We start from the raw sequence: 19,743 nt of genomic DNA, 5'->3' as shown, positions 1-19,743 counted from the left end.
AGGGACAGGCGATGATCAGCACCGAAACGGCCACGACGATGGCGTAGGCCATGGCCGGTGCGGGACCGAAGGAGGCCCAGATGCCGAAAGCGAACAGGGCGATCAGTACTACCGCAGGCACAAAATAGCCCGCGACCCGGTCGACCAGGTTCTGAATGGGTGCCCGGCTACGTTGGGCCTCGGCGACCATTTTCACGATTCGCGCGAGCATGGTTTCCTCGCCCACCGCCTGCGCGCGCATGACAAAACTGCCGGTCTGATTGACCGTGGCGCCGATGACCTTGTCGTCCTTGCCCTTTTTTACCGGGATCGGCTCGCCGGTGAGCATGGATTCATCAATCGTGCTTTTTCCCTCAATAATGACGCCGTCGAGGGGAATCTTTTCGCCGGGGCGCACGCGCAAGTGGTCGCCCTTGACAATGGCGTCGATCGCCACTTCCTCCTCAGCGCCGTCATCCTTGATTCGATGTGCGGTCTTGGCTGCGAGGTTGAGTAGACTCTGGATGGCTTGGCCGGTTTGCCGCCGGGCGCGGGCTTCGAGCCACTGCCCGAGCAGGACGAGGGTCGTGATGACCGCTGCAGCCTCGAAATACAACGCGACTTCCCCATGGATGCGGAAGGATGTCGGGAAGAGTTCCGGGAACAATACCGCGACGATGCTGTATGCATAGGCCGCACCGACACCCAGCATGATCAGGGTGAACATGTTCAGGCTGCGGTTGACGATGGAACGCCAACCCCTGGTGAAAAACATGGCGCCCGCCCATAGAATGACTGGTGTCGCCAGGATCAGTTCCAGCCATCCCTGGGTTTTTGGCGCGATGATCTCATTGAAGGAGAGCCCGGGAATCATGCTGTTAAAAGCGAGGAACATAATCGGCAGGGTCAGCAGCCCGGCGACCAGGGTTTTGCGCTTCAAGCTCCGAATCGCCGCTTCTTCCTCTTCATCGGTATCGGCGGACGCGGTCATCGGCTCCAGGTCCATGCCGCACTTGGGGCAGCTACCCGGTCCCTGCTGCACAATTTCGGGGTGCATCGGACAGGTATATTCCCGCGTCGCCGCCGCCGAGTCGTTTGTCTTCGGCTGTGGATGGAGGTAGGCGTCAGGGTCGGCCACGAATTTTTCCAGACACTTGCTGGAGCAAAACAGATACTCTGTCCCTTCGTGGCTATGGGAGCCGGCGTTTTTCTCTTTACTTACGGTCATGCCGCAGACCGGATCTCGCATGATGTACACCTAACCTTTCGCTAGAAAGTTATTGGAACAGGCTTTCAGGATTATCGGTACCGCCGTCTGTCCGGGCTTGCTTCAATTGTTCGGCGGTCAACACCTTGCGGGCATCGCTCAGCGCCTGCAAGTGACGGATCTGCATGTCGCCTTCAAGATTTTGTGCCTTGCGAATGAGCGGCTCCGCGTCCTTTAACGTCCAGGTTTCGCCGGCGATCAATTCCGCCAACTCCAGCCGGACGATGTGCGCTTCGGCAGCGTTGCGGATGTTGTCCTTGCGGCCTTCCACATGAATCGCTTTGAGCTTGCTTACCTGATCTGCGGAGAGCCCGAGTTCATCAGCACGGTCGAGATAGAACATATGTCCCATGCCTTGCGCCATCATGCCCATTTGTCCTCCGTGCATCATGCTGTGCCTGCCGTCTCCACCCATCATTCCGGACATGCCGGCGCCCATCATGCCACCCGTCCCCTTGCCACCCATCATGCCCATCATCTGGGACTTGGAGCCGGAAGCTGAATCAGCCATGCAGGGCATCTGATTCATCTTCGCCGCTTGCGTCATCATCATTTTCTCGGAGGACGTCGGTGCGGCAGTTTGTTCGCCGCCGGGGTGATGTGCTTCATGGTCGCTGGCGGCAAAGCCGGTGAGGACTGTTGCCCCCAGAAATAGACCGATGAGAACTGTGGTACATAATACTCTGTTCATGGTGATCTCCTTTTGCTTGTAAAAAGTGACGAGGCTTATCTGTGCTTTCCAAAAAAGAAAGCAACGTTAATTGTATTTCTTATGATCGGTTTTGCTTGATTTGACTTCCTGTTTTTGTTCTTTTTGGCGATGGCTACCGCAGCATCCACCTTTGCGCATCATCATGAAAAAGAGGGCACCAATGACCAGGAACCAGAGAATGTTTGTCCATGTTGCGTCCATAAAATTACCTCAATTGTTGTTAGTGATGACACTCATGGCCGTCATCTTCAGCCAATGCGATCAGGATCGGGCATCCGACTACCGAACCATGCCCATCACAGCTCTCGTCCAATTGCTCTAGAGCTTTCAGCATTCGACTTAGATCCTGAATTTTGCTCTTAATGTCTGCGATTTTGCCCTTCGCTTTTTTCTTGACGTCGGCCTTGGAAGCCGACGGATCATGACTCAGATCCAGAAGATCCTGGATATCACCCAATGAAAACCCAAGTTTCTGCGCTTTTTTTATAAACCTGAGACGACTCGCTGCCTCCAGGGGGTAGAGCCGATAATTGGATTCGGTTCGCGCCGGTTTGGCGAGTAAGCCCTGCCGTTCGTAAAATCTTATGCTGTCAATGCTGACGTCTGCTTGCTTTGAAAGCTTGCCTATGGTCAGAGAGTGAGGCATTTGGTTTCTCCCGAAGTTGTTAGTCTGTGGTATTTGTCTTCTTTGTTGGTTCAAGCCTAAACCCTTGACCATAGACCAGAGTCAAGAGAAAAAGCGCGGCGGTTTGTTTTTTTGTGACACCGTTGAATCTTCTACAATTTCAGCTCTGGTCAGGCTCTTTGTCTGCAGCTTGCTCCTGATTTCACAGCTCTGTTGGACCTAACGGCCCCGACCCTGTCTGATATGTTCATTGGTCACCAGGTTGTCAGCGCATGAACTATACCAATCCCAAAACAAATTACTAAACGTAAGAAAATATTCAGGTATTTTAAGTTGCGATTAGAGATGCTGCCAGCGGGGTGGCAATGCAAATTGCGGACTATTCCACGATTCACTGTAGAATAGTCCGCAAAATCCCATCCAGTTTTTCAGTCAAAATTTCTAAGTCTTTAAAAAAAGGAGTATTTCTTTTGGTACGAAAGTTGTGTAGCCTCTCCGGCAGTGATCGGTTTCAGTCGAGCCTGACAATATCGGTTGGACATTGGTACCAGAAACAGTTCATTTGGATTTGTAGCAATATGGTGTAGTTGTTGGCACCAATCCCAAAGGCTGCTTCACAGCGCGTGCTATTTAAAGCACGACGATCAGGAGTTATTCCGATGAAAAAAATGTTGCTTGCGTCTGTTCTTTTTACTTCCCGATAAAGCAACATTTATTCTGTAAAATTCACAATCCTCTTTGGGGCGATCTTTGACAGTTAAAAACTCAAGTAGGCTCCGGCGACCAAGACCGCCATACCAATGACGGAACCATTGTGTCGAACCTTCTCATAGCGGGCATCCAGGTAAACCTAAGGATAGGCTCCCAAGGGGCGATTTCGCCATTGTTCCAGCACTCCATCGAGCTCTTTTGCGGCACGACTCACCTGAGATGACGTGACCTCAAAACCGCACAGTTGCTCGGTGATTTTAGCGACCTTACGGGTCGAAACCCCTTGGATATACATCTCAGCCAGAGCAACCTTAAGGGCACGTTCCGAACGCAGTCCCTTCTCAAGGCTGGAAGGATAAAAGCTACTATCTCGGACCTGAGGAATATTCAGATCGAGGCTGCCCACGCGGTTCTGCACGCTCTTGGGTTTAAAGCCGTTGGCCTGACCTCTTCGGTTTTCGCTACGCTCGTAGGGGCCGACGCCTAAATGGTGCTGACGTTCCTGGCGCATGGTCAAGGCATCAAGAGAGCAAAATTGTCTTATTCCTATGGCTGGAGGAGGTGTCTTCAATGGGTAGCATAAGAAGCAGAGATGGTGTGTTCATCTTCCAAATGATCATCAACAGAGCTTGCCTGTGGTGGCACTTTTCCAGCCTCGGCCAGCGCTTCAAAGTGGATTTCCAGGGCTTCACGGGCATTTTTTAGCGCTTCTTCGTAGCTGTCGCCAGCCGAAAAACAGCCCTCTACATCGGGGAAAATCGCCCAAAAAGCGAGGTTTTTATCCCCTTTTTCAATTGCTACTGGATACAACATCGTTAACTCCGATCTGAAATAGGCAAGACCTGAATCCCAGCCTGCTTTTTTTCTGTTTAACCAGCCCTAAAGGTAAATCTTCCTGGGGTGCAGAACCGTCAATGGCAACTTGTGGTCAGGGTGTTTGAATTGGTGATGACTCCCTTTCACCCTGACCAGCACCCAACCTGCGGTCTGGAGCTCCGTTATCAACTGCTTGCTGTTCATTTAAAATGACCCTTGACATCCTTGGAACGGCAGGAGCAGAATTCGCCCATGCAGCCTAAACCTGTTTCCAGCAAACAGGTGCGGGGGACCCACTTTGGGGGCGAATTGTCAGATTGTCTTAACGCAGGACGCTTTGACATAGGGCACTTTCAAGCCCGAGCCCGTCAGCTAACCTCGTAGGCATTTGAAAGGGCAGGCAGCAGTACCAGCCGGCGTTGGTGTTCTATCAGCGTTTTTGCCCCGAAGAATGACATCCTGTGCCGCCTCATCCATCATTGAGGACTTGGTGCCGGAATACATTTCAGGAGTCGTGCGTGAACATCCTCATCGTTGGCAGTGGCCAGGTCGGCTATTTTTTGTGTGAACGTTTTTCCCGCGAAGGACATGAAGTCACCCTTGTCGATCATGACCTGGAAGCGGTTACTCGGGCTCAGGATCGCCTCAATGTTTTGGGCGTTGTCGGCAACGGTGCCAGTGCCGAAACTCTCGAAGAAGCCGGCATCAAAAACGCCGACATTTTTATTGCCGTCACCAATACCGATGAAGTCAACATCCTCGCTTGCCTGCTGGCGCGTGAATACCACACCAAGGTACTGATTGCCCGTACACGCAACATCGAATTCACTGCCCACAAAGCTATTCTTTCCAAGGAAAAACTCGGCATCGATCTGCTCATCAATCCGGAAGATGCCGTTGCGACCGAGCTCTCGAAGCTGGCGTGTAGTGCCAAAGCCTTTGACGTGGTGGAATTTGCCGATGGCGACATCCTTTTTCAGGGCTATCGGATTGCTGACGACAGTCCCCTGTGCAATTTGACCATGACCGAACTTGGCGATTTGCGCGGTATGTATCGTTTTGTTGTTGCCGCTATCAGCCGTGGCGACAAAACCATTATCCCCCGCGGTGATGACAGCATCCAGGCCGGTGATCGTATTTATCTCTTCGCCCTGGCAAAAGAGCTGCCGGCCCTGGACTATCTCCTGCAATCTGCCGCCGACAAGGAAAACACTTCACGTCGAGCCTTCGTCCTCGGCGGCGGCCGGGTTGGCCTGCAGGTGGCAAAAAATCTGGAACAGCAACACTTTTATACCAAGCTGATAGAACGTGATGAGGCACGCTGCACGAAACTGGCGGAGCAGCTGGATAAGGCGGTTGTCATCCATGCCGAAGGACTGGATGTGCAAACCCTGCTGGACGAAGGGCTGGAAGATGCCGGGGTGTTTATCGCCGTCACCGATAACGACCAGACCAATATCCTTACCTGCCTGCTGGCGCGCCGCCACAGGGTTCGGCGTACCCTTGCCCTGGTAAGTCAGCCCGAACTGATAGCCCTGGCTTCTGATCTGGGCATTGACGCCTGTATTTCACCACGATTGGCTGCCGCCGGTGCGATCCTCAAATTTGTCCGCCGCGGTGATATTCTTTCTATGGTTGCCCTCGAAGGAAATAATGCCGAGGTCCTGGAAATTGACATCAGCCACAGCAGCGGCCTGTTTGCAAAACCCCTGGCCGAATTACATTTCCCCCGCGGCGCGATCATCGGCATGATCATCCGCCACCGGCAGTACGAAATACCCACCGGCGCCAGCGTTCTCACCCAGGGAGATCGGGTCATTGTATTTGCCCTGCCGGAGGCGGTTGCCAAGGTCGAAAGGTTTTTCAGCTGATATGAACCTGCTCCTGACCTTTCGCCTGCTGGGTGGCCTGCTGTCATTTCTTGCCGTTGCCCTGTTGCTGCCTTTGCCCTTCTCCTACTATTACGCAGACGGGGCCGGTTTGGCTTTTGCGCTTTCGGCATTGGTTTGTGGCGGCGTTGGAGCCGGCCTGTTTTACAGCTGCCGCAGCAGTAAAGAGATGTCCCTGCGCGAAGGATTTGCCATTGTGACCCTGGGGTGGAGCACCTTTGCCTTGTTCGGTTCCCTGCCGTATCTGTTTTCCGGGGCGATCAGTGCTCCTCTGGATGCCGTTTTTGAAACCATGAGCGGCTTTACCACCACCGGTGCCACCATTTTAACCGACATCGAAATAGTACCGGAAAGTCTGCTGCTCTGGCGTGCTCTGTCCCAGTGGCTTGGTGGTATGGGGTTCATTGTCCTGTCTCTGGCGATTCTGCCGCTGATGGGGGTTGGCGGCATGCAGTTGTTCAAGGCCGAAATGCCTGGACCAACAGCAGATCGCCTCAAGCCACGCATCCAGGATACCGCCAAGCTGCTGTGGGGGATCTATGTCCTGCTGACGGCGGTGCTGATCGTCCTGTTGATGTTCGGTGGTATGAATTTCTTTGATTCACTCTGTCATGCTTTCACCACCCTGGCGACGGGTGGTTTTTCACCCCGCAATGCCTCGGTCGGGGCCTACAACAGTGCCTATATCGATGGGATTCTTTCCCTGTTTATGTTTCTGGCGGCGATCAATTTTTCCCTGTATTACCTGGCGCTAAGGGGGCGTCTGCGCGACTTTTACCGTAACGAAGAACTACGGGTTTATCTGGTGCTGGTGATCGGCATCATTCTACTGGTGATGTGGGCCAACCACGGAGCGGTCTATACCTCGATTGTTGACAACCTGCGCTACAGCGTCTTTCAGGTGGTTTCCATTATCAGCACCACCGGTTTCGGTACGGCTGACTATGCCCAGTGGCCGGCAGCCTCCCAACTGCTGCTGTTTTTTGCCATGGTGGTTGGCGGCTGTGCCGGCTCAACCGCCGGAGGGATCAAGGTGGCGCGGCTACTGCTGCTCTTTAAACATGCCCAGGTGCAGATTTATCGATTGATCCATCCGCGGGCGGTGCGCCTGGTCAAGCTGGGCAGTAAACCGGTTGATCGTGATGTCATGCACTCGATTCTCGGTTTTTTTGCCGTGTGGATGGGGGTTTTCTTTATCGCTACCCTGCTCATGACAGCCGCAGGATTGGATCTGATCTCCGCCGCCGGATCAGTGGTTGCTACCTTAGGTGTTGTCGGACCCGGCTTTGGTAGTGTCGGCCCGGTGGAAAACTACGCCCAGGTTGTCCCTTTCGGTAAAACCGTGCTGATTGTTTGTATGTTGTTGGGCAGATTGGAGCTCTTTACCGTGCTGGTGCTTTTCGTGCCATCTCTCTGGCATAAATAACCTTGAGTCGAGACTAGTCAAATGCCGCATGCACAAGCGGGCAAAGGATTTGTCGGTTTTCACTCAACTCCCTCTTCTAATCCAGCAAACGCTCACGATAACCATGCTGTGGGGTTTTCTCCCAGTGTTTTATATTTCAGTCAGTACATGCCATTGCCCGCAGAATCGTTTCCCACTAGAATGAATTGCAAATGCAACACAAAAAGGTGCGTGATGAAATCAGTAACAATCCCTTCTCTGCGGGTTGAACCCGAACTTCGCCAAGCGACTGAAAGTGTTTTACGTGAAGGAGAAACCTTATTCGGTTTTATGGAAAAGTCATTGCGAACTGGTATCCTGCAGCGGAAAATGAGGAAATAGAACTTCAGGCGGCTACCGGTAGTGCCGGCCAGCGGTTTCAGTTGGTGTCGTTAGGGGATGTTGTATGAGAGTGACCGATGGCTTCGATGAGTTTTCGGCAAACAATTGTTGGAGTTGTTGTGGCCATCAGGCTGGAAATGACAGCAACACCATGGATTCCGGTGGTCATGATTGCCGGGGTATTTGTTACTGTTATCCCTCCCAGGGCATAAACCGGCAACGCAGACGAGCGACAAATGTCATGCACTTCGGTAATTCCTTTAGGAGAACCATAGCCTGCTTTAGAGGGGGTATAAAACACCGGGCCAAAGGTGACAAAGTCAGCTCCCTGCCTGGTAGCCGTGCTGATTTCCTCTGCACAATGAGTCGAAACACCCACCAGCTTATCCCTGCCCAACAAGGTTCGTGCAACAGCAGGGGGTAGAGAATTGTTTCTTAAATGGACACCATCGGCTTTAACTGCCATGGCGATATCAATGCGATCATTGATAAGCAGTAAACAGTTATGCCGCGCAGAGATGTCACGTAGATATTGAGCCATTTCGTAAAGTTGCTGTGCCGGCAAATCCTTTTCTCGCAGTTGAATCATCCTGACTCCAGCCACCATCAATTGTTCCAAAACCTCAAAAAAGTCCTGATCCGGCCGAACTAATCTGCGATCAGTAATAAGGTAGAGAGGTGGCAGCAGGGAACTCTTCATAGCGCCTCTATTTCTATTCTGTCGTTGTCAGAAAAGCCGTGTCCCAATCTTTCCAGACCGGGTCGTAACCGGCTTTCCTGAGGAGTTGCTCAACCTCGGCCGGGCTGCGATCATCGCTGATACTGAACTGTCCCCCTTCATCTGAATGATTACCGTAGCCGCCGGGGGCGGTACAGGAACCGGCACTCATCTGGGTGATGCCCAACGGCAGCAGATTGTCACGCAGGGTAGCACTTTCCCGGGTTGACAGAACCAATCCGGCGTCGGGCAACAACAGGCGCAAGGCACAGATGAACTGGGTTAATTGCCGATCCGAGACTATATGTTCTGGAGTAAATCCTCCCGCAGCAGGGCGCAAGCGAGGGAAGGAGAGGGTCACCAGGGTTTTCCAGAAACGGTGCATCAAGTAGCGAGCGTGCAAGCCGGAGTAAAATAAATCACTCAAACTGTTGCCAAGCCCGAGCAGCGAACCAATGCCAATCCGCCGCATGCCGGCTTCGCCGGCCCGTTCGGGGGCGAGCAAACGATACGCATAATCACTTTTGGGGCCATAGGGGTGCAGGTTGCGATAGCGATCCTGATCATAGGTTTCCTGATACAGGGTCAATCCATCAACGCCGGCAGCAACCATACGCCCATAGTCAGCGGTCGACATAGGGAAGACCTCGATGGACACCGAACCGCAGTAGGGCTTGACGATCTTGACGGCTTGTTCAAGGTAGTCGACATCGGCGACTTGCGGTGCTTCGCCGGTGAGCAGCAGCAGATGACGAAACCCCTGATTATGCAAATAGCGGGCTTCGCGTTCGATCTCTGCGAGGGTTAAGGTTTTGCGCAGCAGATCGTTTTCAGCATTAAAACCACAATAGCGACAGCCGTTCAGACACTCATTGGAGAGGTAGAGGGGGGCATAGAGCAGAATCGTCCGTCCAAACCGCCGGCGCGTGATCTGCTGGGCTCTAAGCGCCATTGTTTCGAGCTGTTCGGCGGTCATGGCGGGGTTCAGCAGGCAGGCAAAATCCTCCATGCTGATCCGTTGTTGCCCGAGGATATCATCAATCTGCGCTGCCGTGGCGGAGGTAATGGCATCCAGTACCGCCGCCTGCGGATAATTGTTGATCTGATCTAGAAAACTCACGATTCATCCCTTAAAAAACCGGTCAGCGGGCTGGATGCACTGGCTTGCTGACGTTTTGGACCCAAACCGGCCAGATAGGCTTCACGTCCGGCCTCAACCCCCTTACAAAAAGCCTGGCCCATCGCCGCCGGGTCAGGTGTGTCGGCTAAAGCAGTATTAACCAGTACCGCAGCTGCGCCCATCTCCATCGCTTCGGCGGCATGAGAAGGGGCACCCAGGCCCGCATCAACGACCACCGGTATCTGTGCCTGTTCGATAATAATGGCGATCAGATCGCGGGTTAACAGGCCACGGTTGGTACCTATGGGAGCACCCAGGGGCATCACGGTTGCAGCTCCTGCTTCTTCCAGGCGTTTTGCCAGAACCGGATCTGCCGGCATGTAAGGCAATACGATAAAGCCTTCCTTAACCAGAATTTCTGTCGCCTTAAGGGTTTCAATGGGATCAGGCAAGAGATAATAGGGGTCCGGTGTCACTTCGAGCTTGATCCAGGGCTCGCAGCCGGCCGCTCTGGCAATCCGTGCCAGACGAATAGCTTCTTCAGCAGTGCGCGCACCACTGGTATTGGGGAGGAGCAGGTAGCGATTCTGGTCGATGTGAGCGAGCAGACTGTCCTGCGGGTTGTTGATATCAACCCGACGCAGGGCAACTGTAACAATTTCACAGCCGGAGTGTTCCATCGCATCAAGCATGGCCTGGTGGGATGAAAACTTGCCGGTGCCAACCATCAGACGTGAACGAAAGGTGCGGTTCGCGATCTGTAATAGATCCATAATAATTAAGGCCTCACTAAGGGTGTTAGGGGGTTCTCGCGGTGATCATCATCCGCCCCCGACAAATTGGATCAGTTCAATGGTGTCACCGTCATTTAAAAAAGTTCCGTGGTAGTGCTGTGGTGAGACGATTGTCCCCTTATGTTCCGCTACCACCTGCTCCGGGTTGACACCGACCAGCTCAAGCAGTGTCGCGATGCTGGTGTGATCCTTAACCTGTTTTTCGTTGCCGTTAACAATAATTCGCATGATTGAGCTATCCTTGTGTGGCCGGATCTTCTCCGAGTATCAGTCTTAACACCGCATTGGCCTGATGATGAGCGGCAATTCCGACACGCGGCGCCATCAATCCGCAACCGGGTCCGGCGGCTGTCAGATTGTCACCACAGAGGTAGAAGCGGTCGTTGATTTTTCGGGTACGTATCGTGTTGCCGGGTTCATAGCCGGCCATACCCGATGCAGCAACCAGATATTTTTCGGAAAAAGTGCGAAAAAAAGTGTTAGCAAGCATGGCTTTCTGGTCGGCTCGGTCAAAGGCCTCAACCAAAATATCGATGTCGGCAAAAAGTTCCTTCAGATTGTTGGTAGTAACTTTACCATAATAACTATCCACAGTGACCAACGGGTTGATGCGTTGCAGGTTGTCACGTAGCGCATGAACCTTGGGCAGGCCAATCTGATCAATGAAATACTGCTGTCGATTGAGGTTGGATGGTTCAACCACATCGAAATCGGCAATTCTGATAAAGCCGATACCGGTGCGGGCCAGAGCGATGGCGATGGCTGAGCCGAGACCTCCCGCACCGGCAATGCCGACCCGCGCCATTTTAACTTTTGCGTGGACACCGGGGGTGTGGCGCGCCATCATCAAAGCTTCAAGCTCTTGTGGCTGTGGCGCAATGCCACGGCAGATCATGACTATACGATCCTGGTGGGCGAGGATATGGTCATCAGAGCAGGGGTAACCATTGACAATCAACAGATCGGCCTCCGGACACTGTTGTTGCTGCAGATCGCGTAAAGGCATCCCTGCAGCGATGGTCAGGCTACGTTCGTTAAGGTAGATCTGTATCTGTTGTCTGCTCATAAAAAAAGCCACCATGCAAGGCGGCCGACGAACGAAGAGGATTCGTTTCTATGCCGCTTCCCTACGCCGGTATCAGCCGGATCAGGTTCCAAGGGTCGTTCCGCCTGCGCGGAACTCTCAGTAACAATGACTCCCCTAGCGTTATCAATGTTTTGAACGTTACCAGACCGGTTTTCTTCAAGTCAACAGCAAAGGTTGAATATGTGTGGGGGATCGACGCTTTAAATCCGTGGTTTTTTGCTGATGGTTCACGTATGATACGCCCGTTTGTTCGGCCAAGTAAAAAACAGAACCGACTTAAAAGGACACGTATGACGATTTCTGAACGCTACCGTGACATTGTACAGCGACTCGAGCAGCAGGCTGATGATTTTTACACCATGCTGCCGGAAGAAGAGACCAAGCCATTGCACTTTGTTGATCGTGCAGTAGAGGATCTGCTGGAATGGGTTGAAGGGGTAGGGGATATCCCCCGTAGCCAGCTCGAAGCCAAATTATCACCGCTTTTGCTTAAAGCGCATGGGGATCTTGATCGTGCCCGGGTCCAGCTTGAGCAGGCAGAGCAGGGTGCTGTTGCCGGCATGATCTGGGAACTGGAGCAGCTCCTGTATCGCCTGCTTAATGATCTCTAGTCAGTCCATTTTGATCATGTTTTGGGCTCGTTATACCGGCCTTGCTTGCAATTTGTGATAGGCGCCGGTCAGCATCTCGACAGTGGTATCCCAGTCAACGCATTTATCGGTAATTGAAACGCCATACTTCAGCTCCCGTGGGTCGTCCGGTAATGACTGGTTGCCGGCGTTGATGTTGCTTTCGATCATGACTCCGGTAATGGAGCCGGGACGCGCTACCAGCTGGTCAACAACGTTGTCAAGAACTTCCTTTTGGCGCTCGTGATCCTTGCAGGAATTGGCGTGACTGCAGTCCACCATGATGGCGGTCGAAAGATTCTTTCCGCGCAACAGGGTTGTGGTCTGTTCAATATCTTCAGGGTAGTAGTTAGGGCGATCATTGCCGCCACGCAGGACGATATGCACGTTGGGGTTGCCGCTGGTCTGGACGATGGATGAGCGCCCTTCGCGGTTGATGCCGAGGAAGCTGTGGGGATGCTTGGCCGCGGCCATGGCATCAGCAGCAATGGTCAGGGTGCCGTCGGTACCGTTTTTAAAGCCGACCGGAAAGGACAGACCGCTGGCCATTTCGCGATGGGTTTGCGATTCCGTGGTGCGGGCGCCGATGGCTCCCCAGCTGATCATGTCGGACAGGTATTGCGGCGTGATCGGGTCGAGCATCTCGCTGGCAATCGGTAGCTTCATTGCCGTCATGGCGCAGAACAATTGGCGGGCGATCCCCAAGCCCTTGGAGATCTGGTGACTGCCGTTCATGTCGGGATCGTTGATCAAGCCTTTCCAGCCGATAGTGGTGCGTGGTTTTTCAAAATAGACGCGCATGACGATGAACATCTGGTCGCTCAACTCATGTGCCAGTTTTGACAGGCGCTGGGCATAATCCAGGGCCATGGCACTGTCATGGATAGAACAGGGGCCAACCACCACCATCAGTCGCTTGTCTTCCCCGCGCAGGATCGCTTTGATCGTGTTGCGGCTGTTATTGACAAAGTTAGCGCCATCCAGGGGCAGAGGAAACACCTGCTTGAGCTCGGCAGGCGCAATGATCGGGGTGACATCAAGGACATTGAGATTGTTGGTCTGAACCATGGTTTGTCTCCGAAAAACAGGTGATGATGCTAAAAATCACATGCGATGACATGCGGGGTAGCAATCTAACCATTTTTGGCGCTGCTGTCAAAGACTGATTTCCTCAGTCTTTCAGGGATTTATTGACACTGCTGAATGCTTATAGTTATATAACTCGACAGTTGTTACGCTCTTTTTTGACATGAGGTGGCCCATGGGTTTTCTGATTATCGCAATTGCCCGGATTCTTGAGCTGGCATTTACCATTTACATTTTCATTGTTATCGCCAGGGCGTTGATTTCGTGGGTTAATCCCGACCCGTACAACCCCATTGTGCGTTTTCTTCACAATATGACCGATCCGGCGCTTTATCGGCTCCGGCGGCTGCTGCCTTTTCTGCAAATGGGCGGCTTGGATCTGTCCCCCATTGCCCTGTTACTTCTTCTCTCGGTTGTGCAACAATTGCTGGTCGGATTTTTGTATCGCCTGGCAGCCTGATTTTTTTTGCATTTAAGCAGGGCAACTTATGCGTATTACTCCGATCGAGATCCAGCAACAGCGCTTCAAAAGTCGACTTTTCGGTTACGATACCAAAGCCGTTGACCAGTTTCTCGAAATGTTGGCTGATGAGCTGGAACAGCTATACCACCAGAATAATGAACTGAAGGAATCTCTGGCTCGTACCGGAACCTCGCTGGAGCAGATGCGTGAGCGTGAGAAGCTGTTGCAGCAAACCCTGGTCACTGCCCAGAAAATGACCGACGAATTTAAAGATCAGGCGCGCCGGGATGCTGAAATTGTTCTCGCTGAGGCCCATATCGAGGGTGAGCGGATTTTGCGCGATGCCAATGAGCGGCGGATCAAGCTGGTTGGTGAAATACAGGAAATCAAACGGATCAGACATTCCTTCAGAAACAGCCTGCGCGCCCTGATCGATAATCATAAGCAACTCCTCGACATGGACATCGACACCCTGCAGATTGATCTGCAGAATCATCCGGAAAAACTGCAGCCGCTGTTTGCTGACGGCATAACGGATGACGAACTGCCTGATTGATGCCGGACTATCTCACCGCAACGGAAGAAGGAGTGATCCTAGCTCTTAAAGTGCAACCCCGGTCGTCAAAAAACCAGCTGGTGGGTAGCCATAATGGAGTTCTTAAGGTCAAGCTGACGGCACCACCAGTAGATGGTTCCGCCAACAAGTGCTGCCGTGATTTTCTAGCCAAGCTGCTGTCTGTGCCCTTAAGAGATATCGATATCATCACCGGAGCAACATCGCGCCATAAAAGGGTGCTTATCAAAGGACTCTCTTGTGACGACGTTGTTGGTCGCCTGGGTATTGAATAAGATCATTGATATAACAGCTCAGACCGGGGGGATATGAGCAACAACGGGAGCGCAGGGTGCTGTGAAAATCTTCCTGGTAATAATAGTGCTGTTTTATGCCCACCCATTGTGGGCCTGGAACCCACTGCCTGCCTCTGATGATGTTCAACTCGAAACAGCTGCAATCCCGCACACCTTAAGTCCGGTTGTTGTCCACGCCACCTCGATTGAATCCGGTGAAACGACCATCGGTGGTGTTGAACTTGACATGCTGCCATCCGCAACCGGTTCCATTACCGAAGCGCTCAAAGGGATGTCGCATATTCAGTATGATTATGAGCGCCAGTCCAGCCTCACCGTCGGTGAAATTGCCCCGCCGCGGATCTCCATCTCCGGTGCCAAACCCTACGAAAATAACTTCATGATCGATGGCATGAGTGTGACCAACACGATTAATCCGTCCGGGTTCGATCAGAGCGCAGGTTGGAATAGCCTTAATGTCGGTGGAGGTGACGCCGGTATTTTTTATGATACTGATCTAATTGAATCCATCACTGTTCATTCCAGTAATGTTCCTGCCCAGTATGGCGGGTTTGTCGGTGGCGCAGTGGATGCACAGTTGCGCGAGCCAGCCACAGATCGATGGCGCTTTTCCCTGTCTGGTCGTTATACAAACGACAGCATGTTTGATCTGCGCGACGATGATAAAGAATCAGATAATGCAGACAACCAGCCGCGATTTTCAATTTACAGCGGTTCCCTGTCAGCAGAAGGACCTTTAAACCAATGGTCATCCCTATTGCTGGTTTACTCGCGTCGCCATTCCGTGATTCCTCTTAAACGCGAAGATTCTGCTGGTGTAATAGCTGACGATGATCAAAAGCGCACCAGTGAAAACTTTCATGGGCGTCTGATGTTGACCCCAGCCAACGAGATAAAGATTCTTTTTGATGTAACCTATGCCCCTTACGAAGAACTCCGCTGGATCAGTGGTACAGCTGCTAGCGAATGGAAAAATGTAAATGATTCCTGGCGGTTTGCAAACCAGGTGGGCTTGGGATTTACGCTAGGGGAATTTGTAATCAAAACAGCTTATGTAGAAAACGGGTTCAGCCGAGACAGCTCTACTAATTATTATGAATCTCTAGGCGACAATATTAATCCTGAAATAAATTATCGCAAGGGGGGGGTCGGCGATGCAACAATAAAAAATCGTGAATTTAATGCATCCCTGACTTTTCTTTCGGAAAACTTTCGCAAGGGATCCCTGCTGTGGAGTTTTGTCAGCGGTCTTGATTACGGCTATAAGCACACGGATGCTTGGAATCAATCAGCTGTAAATAAAAGAATAAACATCCGAAACAACAACACAACCACCGCAGTCTTATCTTATGACGAAGTTAATCAATCGAGTCACATTGGCACTATTGGCGGTCACTTTCAGACCGATTTGATTTGGCATCGATTGTTGTTGAGGCCAGGGCTGAGAGTAGATTACGACAATTTTTCCGCAAATACTGATGTGGCGCCCCGTTTCAAGACGGAGCTAGACACCTTTGGCAATGGTGTCTTTCGACTTGTTGCGGGGGTCAACAGATATTATAGCTCGCAACTTCGAGCTTATGCTTTCGATCGCTGGCGGCCCATAAATTCAGTCACAACGGAGCCAGATGGAACAGTGAAAGAGAACTTTGGAAAGGAAAGAGTGTACAGCATTGACGAACTGGATACTCCCTATTCAGACGAGCTTTCAGCTGGATTCGTTGGTTCATATTCTATTTTTAACTACAGCGTTGAACTGTTGCAGCGTAAGCACAAAAAGCAACTTGATAGCAGGCGAGAAGACAATCTTTTTTACATGACCAATGATGGGCGTAGTAGATATGAAGCAATCAATCTGAGTCTCTCGGCGCGGGTTGAAAAAAAGGGATTTGGTTCTCATCTGATAGCGGTCGGTGCAACCAAATCGAGAACAAAATCGACATTTGCCGGCGATGGTTATGAAGCAGATACCAACGCAACTAATCTGCGATATAGTCACAAAATGGTTTTTTATGATGATGCCTATATGGCCCGTTCCGAACTGCCAGCGGCAAACTACAGTGCACCCTGGGTGCTGACGTTGAGTACCCGTAGCAGTTTCGTCCAAGACCATGTCCGATTATATACCCTGACGAGATGGCGTGATTCATCCAAAGGATTAGCTTTTGACAATAGAAGGTCTGACGAAACTCGATATGGTGTGGCTTCTGGTTCCCAATCTAGTCTATGGTTTGCTGATGAAGAAAACACAATAATAGTAAGAGCCTACAAATCCGGCAAGATTTCCGGCGGGGCAACCACCGATATCACCACTGAGTTTGATGCAATCAAAACCGACCGCTACCATCTCACCCTGATTCTCGAAGTTCTCAATATGTTCAACGGTAATATGCAGACGGGCATTGGCGGTGATGCGATCGGAACCGGGGATATTCACGGTCGGGGGCTTTATCTTGGGGCACGCATGTCCTTCTGATTTCCCATTGGCGATATATATCCCGGGAACTGCGGTTTTTTCAAAAACTCATATTGACATAAGTTAAATTTCAATCTTATTATCCAAGGTTGTTCAATAACCATTCACAGTCGATGGAGGGTTCATCACATGCCAGTATATGAATATCAGTGTCAAGACTGCGGTCACCGATTTGAAGTGCGCCAGAAATTTTCGGATCAGCCGGTTTCTGAATGTATTCAGTGCGGTGGGCATGTTAAAAAAGCTATTTCAGTTGCCGGTTTTGCTCTAAAGGGGGGTGGCTGGTATCAGCAGGGGTATAACCACGCCGCTGCCAAGGCAGAAAGTTGTCCTGCTTCGGAAGGAGCGGCGAGTGGTTCCTGTGCCGGTTGCACCAAGGTGGCCAACGGCTGACTATAACGATTAGCGTACAGTAAAAAAATCCCCGGTATTTTTTTATCGGGGATTTTTTTGCTTTTTTTCCGCCAGAGGTTGCTTTACAAACTGACAGGCCTGTGTTTAGAGTTGTCGAAAGTAACCTTATTGTTGTTATCAGTGAGTTTATCCGGGAGGAGCAGCAGTGGCACAGATCATCGATGGTAAAGCCCTGGCAGCGCAGATTCGTCAAGAGATAGCAGAGCAGACGCAAAAACTGATAGCCACCGGTGTGACTCCCGGGCTGGCGGTGGTTCTGGTCGGTGAAGACCCGGCCAGTCGCGTTTACGTGACCATGAAAGAAAAAGCCTGTGCCGCAGCCGGCATTTTTTCGGTTGAGCACAAGTTGCCGGCAACGACGACTGAACAGGAACTGCTTGAACTGGTAGAGCGCCTCAATCAGGATAGACGCATTGATGGCATTCTGGTGCAGTTGCCTTTGCCGGAGCAGATTAACGAAGCCAAAATCCTTGAAGCCATCTCCCCGACCAAGGACGTTGATGGTTTCCACCCCTATAATGTCGGTCGCCTGGTCACTGGTAACCCCCTGTTTAAACCCTGCACCCCTTACGGCGTGATGGTGATGCTGCAGCGCATCGGTGTTGATCTCAAGGGTAAAAACGTGGTGGTTGTCGGCCGTTCCAATATCGTCGGCAAACCGGTTGCCCTGATGTGCCTGGCTGAGCATGCTACGGTTACCATCTGCCATTCGCGCACCCAGGATCTTGCTGCCAAGGTTGCTGCCGCCGATGTCGTGATTGCTGCTGTCGGGCGTCCGGAAATGATTCAAGGGGACTGGATCAAGCCGGGAGCAGTAGTGATCGATGTGGGGGTTAATCGGGTTGGTGAAAAAAAACTGGTTGGCGATGTGGCTTATGCCGCAGCAGCCGAACGTGCGTCAGCGATTACTCCCGTGCCGGGTGGCGTTGGTCCGATGACGATTGCCATGTTGCTGCAGAATACCCTGGAGAGTGCCAAACGGCGCGCAGGCTGATCCACCCATCATCGATTGTTTGATGCACGTTAAATTTGACGGCGGCGCAAAAAACTCACCAGTTGCTGCGTAGCTGCAATCGTCTTATGGCTTCGACGTACTCAAGAGTACGTCTGATTGCTCGACGATTCCGCGCTTTGCATTTGGCGTTTTTTGCTTAGCCATCCTATTCTATTGCTTCAGCGACAAAACAGTTAAAAGTTGAACTCACATCGTCATTCCCGCGAAAGCTTCAAGATTACACCTTGTCGTTTTTCTACCGGCCGAAGATATAGCGGCCACTGAGTCGATACTGAAAATAAGCTCTGATACGGAGCTGATCGTGGGGATAATGTCTGCCAAGTGGGCCGAAGGGCGCCGCCCGGTAGACGGCCTGAATCGCCTCAAAATCAAGCAGATCAGAACCACTTGTCCGGCGTAGATCAACATCGATCAGTTCCCCCTCCTTACTGACAATAATCAACAGTTCCAAGGTCCCGTCAATACCGTTAAGGGCCGCTTCAGCCGGGTAGTTCCAGACCCGTTCAACGCGATCATGAAACCGTCTGAAAAAAGACACCAAACGATCATGCTGGAGGTTCAGCCACACTTCGTCGCCCATGTCTACGTCATCCCGTTCGCGTATCCGGTCACGCTCTGCCTGCTGACCTTCGACGATTTCTGCCAATCGACCGGGTGACGGAAACAACTGATCACGGGTTAGGCGCGGCGGTGCCTGCTCAATCGGCGTTTCTGTCAGCCGGTCAGGTTCTAGTGTGCTTTGTTCCGGACTGGTTAGTGGCTGTCCCGGCAGCACGGTGTCGACCGGCGGTGATGTCGGCACCGGCACTACTGGTATCGGTGGATCCGGCACAGGTGTCGGCTGCGGCGCCGGAGCAGACGGTGCTGCCGAAGGGGGTGTGATGTCCCGGCGCTGGTCGCGCACATCGTCCCCTTGTGGTGCCTGTTCGCGTTCGACCCGTTGCTCATGCTCGGCGCGGCGCGGTGATTCAACCTCAGGTTGCGGTTCAGTGGGAAGGGACTGCTGATCGATTTCGTAGCTGGGTTGCTGTTGCGGATGGATTGGCGGTACGGGTTGGGGCATGTCGACAAGCTGAATAACTGTAGCTTGCCGGGCGCTCTCTGCAGGTTCTTTTGTTTGCAATAACAGAATTATTCCAACATGCAAAAGTAAAGAGAGCAACAGGCAGGCTACAAACAGGAGCGTGCGGTTGAACGATTTAGTCGTTCTTACTGATAATACATTACCCATAATTTTTCATTATACACTGCGCTTGTTGCCGGCAGCCAGCATGATTTAATATCTG

23 protein-coding genes and 2 riboswitches are annotated in these 19,743 nt (G+C 52.0%); of the genes, 10 read left to right on the top strand and 13 right to left on the bottom strand.

Going from position 1 to position 19,743, the window contains the following annotated elements; all coding sequences use genetic code 11:
* The 6 genes from AC6F7T_RS00200 to AC6F7T_RS00175 all read right to left on the bottom strand — a co-directional run.
* Positions 1-1,228: HAD-IC family P-type ATPase (locus tag AC6F7T_RS00200; protein ID WP_500715927.1), on the bottom strand; the 1,228-nt coding region annotated here is incomplete at its 3' end.
* A 28-nt stretch (positions 1,229-1,256) separates the two neighbouring features.
* Entirely contained in the window at positions 1,257-1,937 is a 681-nt protein-coding gene (locus AC6F7T_RS00195; protein WP_500715926.1) for a hypothetical protein, read from the bottom strand.
* A gap of 241 nt (positions 1,938-2,178) precedes the next feature.
* Positions 2,179-2,604, bottom strand: coding sequence for a MerR family DNA-binding protein (locus AC6F7T_RS00190; protein ID WP_500715925.1), 426 nt, complete (start codon positions 2,602-2,604; stop codon positions 2,179-2,181).
* 829 nt (positions 2,605-3,433) lie between these two features.
* Positions 3,434-3,805 carry a transposase gene (locus AC6F7T_RS00185; protein WP_500715924.1) on the bottom strand — a complete coding sequence of 124 codons (372 nt, stop codon included), beginning with the start codon at positions 3,803-3,805 and terminating at the stop codon, positions 3,434-3,436.
* 56 nt (positions 3,806-3,861) lie between these two features.
* Positions 3,862-4,107 (bottom strand): type II toxin-antitoxin system HicB family antitoxin, encoded by a 246-nt coding sequence (locus AC6F7T_RS00180; protein ID WP_500715923.1) that lies wholly within the window; start codon positions 4,105-4,107, stop codon positions 3,862-3,864.
* A gap of 66 nt (positions 4,108-4,173) precedes the next feature.
* A complete protein-coding gene (locus AC6F7T_RS00175; RefSeq protein ID WP_500715922.1) occupies positions 4,174-4,314 on the bottom strand; it encodes a type II toxin-antitoxin system HicA family toxin in 141 nt (46 codons plus the stop codon).
* Between the two features lie 42 nt (positions 4,315-4,356).
* A riboswitch (cyclic di-AMP (ydaO/yuaA leader) is annotated at positions 4,357-4,512 on the top strand.
* Between the two features lie 116 nt (positions 4,513-4,628).
* Here AC6F7T_RS00175 and trkA point away from each other — a divergent pair.
* The 3 genes from trkA to AC6F7T_RS00160 are packed head-to-tail and all read left to right on the top strand — an operon-like array spanning position 4,629 to position 7,785.
* The gene (gene trkA / locus AC6F7T_RS00170) at positions 4,629-5,981 is read left to right on the top strand and encodes a Trk system potassium transporter TrkA (RefSeq protein WP_500715921.1); all 1,353 of its coding nucleotides are present in this window, start codon (positions 4,629-4,631) and stop codon (positions 5,979-5,981) included.
* Between the two features lies 1 nt (position 5,982).
* Positions 5,983-7,425 (top strand): TrkH family potassium uptake protein, encoded by a 1,443-nt coding sequence (locus AC6F7T_RS00165; protein ID WP_500715920.1) that lies wholly within the window; start codon positions 5,983-5,985, stop codon positions 7,423-7,425.
* A 21-nt stretch (positions 7,426-7,446) separates the two neighbouring features.
* Entirely contained in the window at positions 7,447-7,785 is a 339-nt protein-coding gene (locus tag AC6F7T_RS00160) for a YlcI/YnfO family protein (protein WP_500715919.1), read from the top strand.
* Between the two features lie 37 nt (positions 7,786-7,822).
* Here the strand turns inward: AC6F7T_RS00160 and thiE are convergent, their stop codons facing one another.
* Genes thiE through thiF form a run of 5 tightly spaced genes read right to left on the bottom strand, consistent with a single transcriptional unit; the run spans position 7,823 to position 11,483 of the window.
* On the bottom strand, positions 7,823-8,485 hold the full coding sequence (gene thiE / locus AC6F7T_RS00155) for a thiamine phosphate synthase (RefSeq protein WP_500715918.1): 663 nt from the start codon (positions 8,483-8,485) through the stop codon (positions 7,823-7,825).
* A 13-nt stretch (positions 8,486-8,498) separates the two neighbouring features.
* On the bottom strand, positions 8,499-9,623 hold the full coding sequence (gene thiH, locus AC6F7T_RS00150) for a 2-iminoacetate synthase ThiH (protein WP_500715917.1): 1,125 nt from the start codon (positions 9,621-9,623) through the stop codon (positions 8,499-8,501).
* Entirely contained in the window at positions 9,620-10,396 is a 777-nt protein-coding gene (locus AC6F7T_RS00145; RefSeq protein ID WP_500715916.1) for a thiazole synthase, read from the bottom strand. The genes thiH and AC6F7T_RS00145 overlap by 4 nt, the downstream gene beginning before the upstream one ends.
* A 48-nt stretch (positions 10,397-10,444) precedes the next feature.
* A complete protein-coding gene (gene thiS / locus AC6F7T_RS00140) occupies positions 10,445-10,645 on the bottom strand; it encodes a sulfur carrier protein ThiS (protein ID WP_500715915.1) in 201 nt (66 codons plus the stop codon).
* A gap of 7 nt (positions 10,646-10,652) precedes the next feature.
* Positions 10,653-11,483: a sulfur carrier protein ThiS adenylyltransferase ThiF gene (gene thiF, locus AC6F7T_RS00135; protein WP_500715914.1), complete on the bottom strand. Its 831-nt coding sequence runs from the start codon at positions 11,481-11,483 to the stop codon at positions 10,653-10,655.
* Between the two features lie 41 nt (positions 11,484-11,524).
* A riboswitch (TPP riboswitch) is annotated at positions 11,525-11,630 on the bottom strand.
* Between the two features lie 164 nt (positions 11,631-11,794).
* On the opposite strand from thiF, the gene AC6F7T_RS00130 reads away from it, so the two are divergent.
* A complete protein-coding gene (locus tag AC6F7T_RS00130) occupies positions 11,795-12,115 on the top strand; it encodes a hypothetical protein (protein WP_500715913.1) in 321 nt (106 codons plus the stop codon).
* Between the two features lie 30 nt (positions 12,116-12,145).
* On the opposite strand, the gene AC6F7T_RS00125 is transcribed toward AC6F7T_RS00130, so the two are convergent.
* A complete protein-coding gene (locus AC6F7T_RS00125) occupies positions 12,146-13,201 on the bottom strand; it encodes a 3-deoxy-7-phosphoheptulonate synthase (protein ID WP_500715912.1) in 1,056 nt (351 codons plus the stop codon).
* 193 nt (positions 13,202-13,394) lie between these two features.
* Here AC6F7T_RS00125 and AC6F7T_RS00120 point away from each other — a divergent pair, with 193 nt between their 5' ends.
* From AC6F7T_RS00120 to folD, 6 genes are all read left to right on the top strand, one after another.
* On the top strand, positions 13,395-13,679 hold the full coding sequence (locus tag AC6F7T_RS00120; protein WP_500715911.1) for a YggT family protein: 285 nt from the start codon (positions 13,395-13,397) through the stop codon (positions 13,677-13,679).
* A 28-nt stretch (positions 13,680-13,707) separates the two neighbouring features.
* Positions 13,708-14,238: a DivIVA domain-containing protein gene (locus tag AC6F7T_RS00115; protein ID WP_500715910.1), complete on the top strand. Its 531-nt coding sequence runs from the start codon at positions 13,708-13,710 to the stop codon at positions 14,236-14,238.
* Between the two features lie 32 nt (positions 14,239-14,270).
* Positions 14,271-14,531 (top strand): DUF167 family protein, encoded by a 261-nt coding sequence (locus AC6F7T_RS00110; protein ID WP_500715909.1) that lies wholly within the window; start codon positions 14,271-14,273, stop codon positions 14,529-14,531.
* Between the two features lie 61 nt (positions 14,532-14,592).
* A complete protein-coding gene (locus tag AC6F7T_RS00105; RefSeq protein ID WP_500715908.1) occupies positions 14,593-17,028 on the top strand; it encodes a TonB-dependent receptor in 2,436 nt (811 codons plus the stop codon).
* 129 nt (positions 17,029-17,157) lie between these two features.
* Positions 17,158-17,421 (top strand): FmdB family zinc ribbon protein, encoded by a 264-nt coding sequence (locus AC6F7T_RS00100; RefSeq protein ID WP_500715907.1) that lies wholly within the window; start codon positions 17,158-17,160, stop codon positions 17,419-17,421.
* A 166-nt stretch (positions 17,422-17,587) separates the two neighbouring features.
* A complete protein-coding gene (gene folD / locus AC6F7T_RS00095; RefSeq protein WP_500715906.1) occupies positions 17,588-18,436 on the top strand; it encodes a bifunctional methylenetetrahydrofolate dehydrogenase/methenyltetrahydrofolate cyclohydrolase FolD in 849 nt (282 codons plus the stop codon).
* Positions 18,437-18,692: 256 nt separating this feature from the next.
* Here folD and AC6F7T_RS00090 read toward each other — a convergent pair whose 3' ends face one another.
* Positions 18,693-19,520 carry a TonB family protein gene (locus AC6F7T_RS00090; RefSeq protein WP_500715905.1) on the bottom strand — a complete coding sequence of 276 codons (828 nt, stop codon included), beginning with the start codon at positions 19,518-19,520 and terminating at the stop codon, positions 18,693-18,695.
* Positions 19,521-19,743 lie beyond the last annotated feature (223 nt).

The sequence above is a fragment of the Pelovirga sp. genome (assembly GCF_059864205.1).
Note: the sequence above shows the minus strand (reverse complement) of the source record. Positions and strands in the feature narration are given on the sequence as shown.